Origin of the sequence: Bacillus cereus group sp. N12, from assembly GCF_016483575.1 — a bacterium.
GTDB classification, from domain to species: Bacteria; Bacillota; Bacilli; order Bacillales; family Bacillaceae_G; genus Bacillus_A; species Bacillus_A toyonensis.
Genome location: NZ_JAEHBO010000145.1, coordinates 1 through 6,589 on the forward strand (window position 1 = coordinate 1; position 6,589 = coordinate 6,589).

Sequence of the window (6,589 nt, forward strand, 5' to 3'; positions counted from 1 at the left end):
CATCCATACAGTGTAACCGATGAACGCTACGATTACGGCTAATAAAATAATCCAAGTTGTTGACACGGTTCTATCGCTCCCTTTTTTCTTATCCTACTTTCAATATTATAATGCCCATATGTATTTATGCAACAGATTCATTTGTATATAAGGAGAAATTTCGTATTCTTTCACAAATTTTGTCGAATTTGGTAGACTAGAGAATGTGAAAAATAATTGGTTATATGAGGTGTAGGATGGGAAAAGAAAAATGGTGTTATATTAACTCTGGTCAATGTTCACCAGCGTTTAATATGGCGTTAGACGAATGTTTATTAAATTGGCAAAGTGAAAAGAAGATGCAACCAACAATTCGTTTTTATGAATGGGAAGTACCAACATTAACAGTCGGGTATTTCCAGCGTGTTGAAAAAGATATAAATATGGATGTAGTTAACGAAAAGAAATATGGGTTCGTTCGTCGTCAAACAGGCGGCAGGGGTGTACTACATGACAAAGAATTAACGTACAGTGTTATTGTGTCTGAAGATCATCCAAATATGCCAAAAACAGTTACGGAAGCATACCGCATTATTTCGCAAGGCTTATTGGACGGTTTTAAGGCATTAGGATTAGAAGCGTATTATGCAGTTCCGAAAACAGAGGCGGATCGTGAGAATTTAAAAAATCCGCGTTCAGGAGTATGTTTTGATGCGCCATCTTGGTATGAAATTGTAGTTGAAGGAAGAAAAATCGCAGGTAGTGCTCAAACACGTCAAAAAGGTGTTATTTTACAGCACGGATCGATTCCGTTAGAAATAGATTTAGACGAACTATACGACCTATTTTTATTCCCAAATGAACGTGTGAAAGAACGTATGAAAAGTATGTTTTCTTCTAAAGCGGTAGCAATTAATAAATTGACAGACCGTACATTTACGATCGAACAGTTAATTAAAGCGTTCGAGGTTGGGTTTGAAAAAGGATTGGATATAGAGCTTGTGCCATATGAATTAACAGAAGAACAGTTACATGAAGTTCAAACGTTAGCAAAAGAAAAGTATGAAAGTAAGGAATGGAATTATAAAAAATAAGAGATGGCAATTGCCATCTCTTATTTTTTTATAGTAAATTAAGTACTTTTTCTACTTTGATTCCTTTATCTTGTAAAGAACGAAGGCGATTTACAACGTCCATAATTTCTTTGTCGAATGTAACGCTAATACCTTGGCTTTGTAGTTCTTCTTTTAAGCCTTCAATAGAATCATCTATGTCGATGCCAAGCTCGTAATCTTGACAAACTTCAATTGTCTTTTTCACGAGTTTCACATAATTTTCTTGTAGTTTTGAATTTGTTTCAGTCAAAGCAGGTTGTTTCGGTTTTGCTGGAGCAACCGGTACTGTCTCTTGCTTTGTAACTGAAGTAGGGACTACTTTTTTCACAGGTGCTGGAGTAGTTAGTTCTACAGCTGCTTCTACGCTTACTGGCTTCGGCGTCGGTACCGGAGTAGGCTTAGGGGCCATAGCAGGTGTTTCTACACGCGTAATAGGTTTAGGAGCAGGTGTAACTGCTTTTGGAGCTTCTACAACTACTTCTTTTTTCGGTGTGGCTTCTACCGGTGTTTCTTCTTGACCAGCAGCCTCTTTATTTTCTTTACTCCACATAACGCGTTCTATTTCTAGAGAAACATTGTTTTTGTTCATCGCTGATAATGTAACTTTACCAACTTCAGCGTTTCCAGTGAAATCAACAATTTTATAAATAACACTCTTGTTCCAATCCACGTTTCCGCTCAAAAATAATTCTTCGTTACATTTCGGCGTTAAGCCCTCGATTTTAATTTCTGCGTTTACACCGTTTTCACTGTATACCATAATTAGCGAAGCATTTACATCTTCGTCTGCTAACATTAGTTCACGTACCATTTTGCCGGTGCGTACTTGCGTTTTCTTCTTAACTGACATCTAATTTCTCCTCTCAAAAATTCAGTAATAATAAAAAAATCGTATAACGAAAAATAATTGCTCACGAAGATTTATGATACCGATAATAAAAGCATCACGTCAACAATTAACTTTAATTATTTTGCATTTTTCTTATTTTCTTTATGAAATTTTTCAATTTGTAAAATTAGACAGAAGAAAAACAGCCTTTTGAAAGGCTGTTAAAAATTTGATTTTTTGTATAGTAATTTATATAAAATGAAAAATAAGATAGCAATTAAGGCGTTTTGCCAAAAGGTTAGGTGGTAAATGAGATAAGGTTGTTTTTTAAAATAGACATTTAAAAATACAGCTGAACAAAATGGAGTAGCAAATGCAAATCCAAATAGAATCCTTCTTTTCCAATTCATCTTTTGATCAAAGGAATAGCGCTTTAATAAATATAAAATGAAAAGTATGCCTAGTATAATAAGTGAAACGAACAAAGTGGTTCCAGGGATGCTAAAAGCTGGGCTTAATTGTTCGATATTTTTCCTGAAGATTAAAATGAAAGTCGAAACAAGTGCATCCATTCCAAACTGTATAGCAAGAAGTAAGCTAATAACAAAACCGATTAAAGAAGTTTTTTCTAACTTTGTTTGAGCTGGTAAAGCCGATATGAGTTCATCACAATAAGATTGTAAGTCATTGCCGAAAATATCATAAGCATTTTTATTTTCTCTTTGTGCTTCGATGAGATGATCTAATATTTCTAATAATAGTTCTTCTACTTGTTGTTCAGGTACGTTAGATAACCGAAGATATACTAGCATATCGCCATAAGAAGCTTCGTTTTCAAATGTTAGAAGTTCGCGTTTTTTGTTGTTCAATTCAATCATGTCTTGCGCATTCATCCCTATCACTCTCCCTGTAATAAGTTGTTCACCGTTGTCGAAACCATTCCCCAGCTTTGTTTAAATTCTTCAAGCTGTTCTATTCCTTTATCGGTTACATGATAATATTTTCGCTTTGGACCGAGTGAGGAAGCTTTTAATGTTCCTTCAATTAGCCTCTCTTTTTGCATACGTAACAATAACGGATATATGCTTCCTTCGCTGACAAATGTAAAGCCGTATTTATTTAATTTTGTACTCAGCTCATATCCATACACTTCTTCTTGCGAAATGATGTATAGGATGCAACCTTCGAGTACACCTTTTAACATTTGGCTGTGCATGATTTCCCCACCTTTTATTCAGGTAACTTGCCTTGCAAGGTAGCTGTTATCCAAATTATAACATTCAGTAACTTGCAATGCAAGTTACTGAAGTGGAAAACTTTAATGCGTTTTAATTTTTCCATGTTCTCCATACTAACGAGAGGAGGGAAGTATATGAAACCGTTTATGCCAAAACTTGTTTACTTTGAACCGAAGGCACTCGAATATCCACTTGGAAAAGAGCTGTATGAGAAGTTTACGAAGATGGGATTAGAAATTCGTGAAACGACATCCCATAATCAAATTAGAAATTTGCCAGGTGAAAATGATTTGCAAAAGTATCGCAATGCAAAGGCAACGCTTGTCGTTGGGGTGAGGAAGACATTAAAGTTTGATACGTCAAAGCCGTCAGCTGAATATGCAATTCCGCTTGCAACAGGGTGTATGGGACATTGCCATTATTGTTATTTGCAAACGACGCTTGGTAGTAAACCTTACGTTCGTGTATATGTGAATCTAGATGAAATATTTGAGAAGGCACAGCAATATATGGATGAAAGGGCACCAGAAATAACAAGATTTGAAGCGGCGTGTACATCAGATATCGTTGGAATTGATCATTTAACGCATGCTTTAAAGCGAACGATCGAATTTATGGGAGAAAGTGAGCATGGGCGTTTACGTTTCGTTACGAAATATTCGCACGTTGATCATTTATTAGATGCAAAGCATAATGGGAAAACGCGTTTTCGATTTAGCATTAATTCACGTTATGTGATTAAAAATTTTGAACCGGGGACATCGCCGTTCGAAGAGAGAATTGAGGCTGCTCGTAAAGTGGCAGGGGCTAATTATCCACTTGGCTTTATAGTTGCGCCACTTTATATGCATGAAGGATGGGAAGAGGGGTATCGTGAATTGTTTGAGAGATTATACAATGCCTTGAAAGATATGGTGATACCAAATTTAACGTTTGAATTAATTCAGCATCGCTTTACGAAGCCGGCAAAAAAGGTCATTCAAGCGCGTTATCCGAATACGAAACTTGAAATGGACGAAGAGAAGCGGAAATATAAATGGGGACGATACGGTATTGGGAAATACGTCTATAAAAAAGATGATGCAGAAGTATTGGAGGAAACGATTCGAGGATATATTCGTCACTTTTTTCCTGACGCAGAAATTCAATATTTCACATGAAAGGAACTTGTATTTGAATGCGGGTTCTTTTCTCTTTTGCAGATTTAGGCTCGTTTCTACCTTGTCACGTTATTCTTTCTGGTGTATCATTTTATTGATTGCTTCGTTCGGAATAAGCAAAATGAAATTGGATGGAGGAAACCGATGCCTACCCCTAGTATGGAAGATTATATTGAACAAATTTATTTGTTGATTGATGAAAAGGGTTATGCCCGCGTATCTGATATTGCTGAAGCGCTTAGTGTACATCCATCCTCTGTAACAAAAATGGTGCAAAAATTAGACAAAGATGAATATCTAATTTATGAAAAATATAGAGGGCTTGTATTAACATCAAAAGGTAAAAAAATCGGAGAACGTCTCGTATATCGTCATGACTTGCTAGAGCAGTTTATGCGTATTATTGGTTTGGATGAAAGCAAGATTTACAATGATGTTGAAGGGATTGAACATCATTTAAGTTGGGAAGCAATTGACCGTATCGGTGATTTAGTACAATATTTTGAACAAGATGAGGTTCGAGTAGAAACACTTCGTGGTGTTCAAAAAGCAAATGAAGAGAAAAGTAATTAAGGGGAACGGATGGCGTTTCCTTTTTTATTTCAATCGAAAAGGACGGGAGAATTATGAAAGCAATTATTTTTGATTTTGATGGATTAATTGTGGACACAGAAACAATATGGTTTCACTCTTTCAGAGATGCTGTTCGTGAGTACGGCGGAGAGTTACCTTTAGAGGAATTTGCGAAATGTATTGGAACGACAGATAATGTACTTTATGCATATTTAAAGGAACAATTAAAAGAAAAGTTTAACGAGCGTGCACTAAAAGAAAAGGTGACGACTTTACATAAAGAGAAAATGAAAATACCAGAAGCGCGTGATGGGGTAAAAGAATATTTAGAAGAAGCGAAAGTAATGGGATTGAAAATCGCATTAGCTTCTAGTTCATCTAGAGAATGGGTTGTTCGTTTTTTAGAAGATCTACAGATTCGAGATTATTTTGAAGTAATTAAAACGAGAGAAGATGTTGAGAAGGTAAAACCAGATCCAGCACTTTATCGAATTGCAATAGAGGAATTAGGAATTGAACCATCAGAAGCTGTTGTATTTGAAGACTCATTAAATGGATTGAAAGCAGCGGTTGCGGCAGGATTAAAATGCGTCGTTGTTCCAAATGATGTGACAAGAAATTTACCATTTGAAAATCATCACCTTCGAATTGAAAGTATGATAGATAAAACTTTGAAAGAAGTGCTTGAAAGTATAAAGAAAGACCGTATTTCCTAAAAGGAAGCACGGTCTTTCTTTTTGTTCTTTTTACCTTCAATGACAGTTAAATGAGATTGTTTTCTTTTTCGTTTCAACGATGGAGAATTACCCTTTTTGCCCTTGTCATCAGAAGTATTTCGTTTCAAGAATGAATTGCTTAGGGGTGCTACATTTTGTTTCCCATGTTTGCGGTTCGATTGTTTTGCAGCGCGCTTATATGAGCTTTGCGAATTTGCAGAACCACTGGAATTAGTAAACATCTTGTATAGCAAGTAAAAGATACCGACAACAAGTAACATATACCCGATATTTCTTAATACACCCATTGGATTTGTAATTACAGATGAAACAAGGCCGAATATTGCTAATCCGATTATAAGCACAAATATAGCGAAAGTAAACGAACGACCGTTCATAAGGAACACCTCCTAAAAACATATATTAAAATTAGTATATTAACGATGAGGAGAGGAGTTGAACACCATTTTTAAATAATTATTGTTTGTTTTCTAAACGTAATAATTCTTCAAACGATGCAATAGCTACTTCCACTTGATCATCTGTTGGTTCTTTCGTTGTTAATAGTTGCAGCCATAATCCGGGATATCCAAGTATGCGTAATACAGGAATGTCTCGCAATCGATTCGTAAATTGTAGTACTTCAAACGAAATGCCGAGAACGACTGGAATTAATAAAATTCGGTTTATTACTCGTGCCCAAAGTGGATCTGTAGGAACGAGGAAATAAACAAACATTCCAATAATGACTGTAAATATAATAAAGCTACTACCACATCTATAATGGAGGCGGGTTTGCTTTTGGACGTTTTCTACAGTCATAGGAAGATTATTCTCATAAGCATTAATTACTTTATGCTCTGCACCGTGATACTGAAATACCCGTTTAATAAGTGGGGTTAAAGAAATAAAGTATATATAGCTCAATAGTAGCATGAGCTTAATGACACTTTCGACAATGATTTGCCCTGTATGAGAT

9 protein-coding genes are annotated in these 6,589 nt (G+C 35.7%); 4 read left to right on the top strand and 5 right to left on the bottom strand.

Annotation, left to right across the window (positions count from 1 at the left end; translation table 11 throughout):
• Positions 1 to 236 precede the first annotated feature (236 nt).
• Positions 237 to 1,073, top strand: coding sequence for a lipoate--protein ligase family protein (locus JDS92_RS29235; protein WP_000514088.1), 837 nt, complete (start codon positions 237 to 239; stop codon positions 1,071 to 1,073).
• Positions 1,074 to 1,101: 28 nt separating this feature from the next.
• Here the strand turns inward: JDS92_RS29235 and JDS92_RS29240 are convergent, their stop codons facing one another.
• The 3 genes from JDS92_RS29240 to JDS92_RS29250 all read right to left on the bottom strand — a co-directional run bounded on the left by JDS92_RS29240 (position 1,102) and on the right by JDS92_RS29250 (position 3,139).
• Positions 1,102 to 1,944, bottom strand: a complete 843-nt coding sequence (locus JDS92_RS29240; RefSeq protein WP_000111890.1) for a hypothetical protein — start codon at positions 1,942 to 1,944, stop codon at positions 1,102 to 1,104.
• Between the two features lie 200 nt (positions 1,945 to 2,144).
• The gene (locus JDS92_RS29245) at positions 2,145 to 2,816 is read right to left on the bottom strand and encodes a DUF1129 family protein (protein ID WP_000993577.1); all 672 of its coding nucleotides are present in this window, start codon (positions 2,814 to 2,816) and stop codon (positions 2,145 to 2,147) included.
• 5 nt (positions 2,817 to 2,821) lie between these two features.
• On the bottom strand, positions 2,822 to 3,139 hold the full coding sequence (locus JDS92_RS29250) for a PadR family transcriptional regulator (RefSeq protein ID WP_000556090.1): 318 nt from the start codon (positions 3,137 to 3,139) through the stop codon (positions 2,822 to 2,824).
• 156 nt (positions 3,140 to 3,295) lie between these two features.
• Between JDS92_RS29250 and splB the strand changes: the two genes are divergently transcribed.
• The 3 genes from splB (at position 3,296) to JDS92_RS29265 (ending at position 5,610) form a co-directional block, all read left to right on the top strand.
• Positions 3,296 to 4,321, top strand: coding sequence for a spore photoproduct lyase (splB, locus tag JDS92_RS29255; RefSeq protein ID WP_000802126.1), 1,026 nt, complete (start codon positions 3,296 to 3,298; stop codon positions 4,319 to 4,321).
• Between the two features lie 144 nt (positions 4,322 to 4,465).
• Positions 4,466 to 4,894 carry a transcriptional regulator MntR gene (gene mntR / locus JDS92_RS29260; RefSeq protein ID WP_001143071.1) on the top strand — a complete coding sequence of 143 codons (429 nt, stop codon included), beginning with the start codon at positions 4,466 to 4,468 and terminating at the stop codon, positions 4,892 to 4,894.
• Positions 4,895 to 4,947: 53 nt separating this feature from the next.
• Positions 4,948 to 5,610 (top strand): HAD family hydrolase, encoded by a 663-nt coding sequence (locus JDS92_RS29265; protein WP_141555926.1) that lies wholly within the window; start codon positions 4,948 to 4,950, stop codon positions 5,608 to 5,610.
• Here the strand turns inward: JDS92_RS29265 and JDS92_RS29270 are convergent.
• Both JDS92_RS29270 and JDS92_RS29275 read right to left on the bottom strand, forming a co-directional pair.
• Positions 5,607 to 6,008, bottom strand: a complete 402-nt coding sequence (locus tag JDS92_RS29270) for an SA1362 family protein (protein WP_001014465.1) — start codon at positions 6,006 to 6,008, stop codon at positions 5,607 to 5,609. The genes JDS92_RS29265 and JDS92_RS29270 overlap by 4 nt on opposite strands.
• Before the next feature lie 79 nt (positions 6,009 to 6,087).
• Positions 6,088 to 6,589 (bottom strand): DUF1385 domain-containing protein (locus tag JDS92_RS29275; protein ID WP_199632990.1); only part of this gene is annotated, 502 nt, incomplete at its 5' end.

Excerpts from the sequence above, each read along its gene's own strand:
- JDS92_RS29235 (WP_000514088.1), top strand. The coding sequence starts at position 237 with ATGGGAAAAGAAAAATGGTGTTATATTAACTCTGGTCAATGTTCACCA.
- JDS92_RS29240 (WP_000111890.1), bottom strand. The coding sequence starts at position 1,944 with ATGTCAGTTAAGAAGAAAACGCAAGTACGCACCGGCAAAATGGTACGT.
- JDS92_RS29245 (WP_000993577.1), bottom strand. The coding sequence starts at position 2,816 with ATGAATGCGCAAGACATGATTGAATTGAACAACAAAAAACGCGAACTT.
- JDS92_RS29250 (WP_000556090.1), bottom strand. The coding sequence starts at position 3,139 with ATGCACAGCCAAATGTTAAAAGGTGTACTCGAAGGTTGCATCCTATAC.
- splB (WP_000802126.1), top strand. The coding sequence starts at position 3,296 with ATGAAACCGTTTATGCCAAAACTTGTTTACTTTGAACCGAAGGCACTC.
- mntR (WP_001143071.1), top strand. The coding sequence starts at position 4,466 with ATGCCTACCCCTAGTATGGAAGATTATATTGAACAAATTTATTTGTTG.
- JDS92_RS29265 (WP_141555926.1), top strand. The coding sequence starts at position 4,948 with ATGAAAGCAATTATTTTTGATTTTGATGGATTAATTGTGGACACAGAA.
- JDS92_RS29270 (WP_001014465.1), bottom strand. The coding sequence starts at position 6,008 with ATGAACGGTCGTTCGTTTACTTTCGCTATATTTGTGCTTATAATCGGA.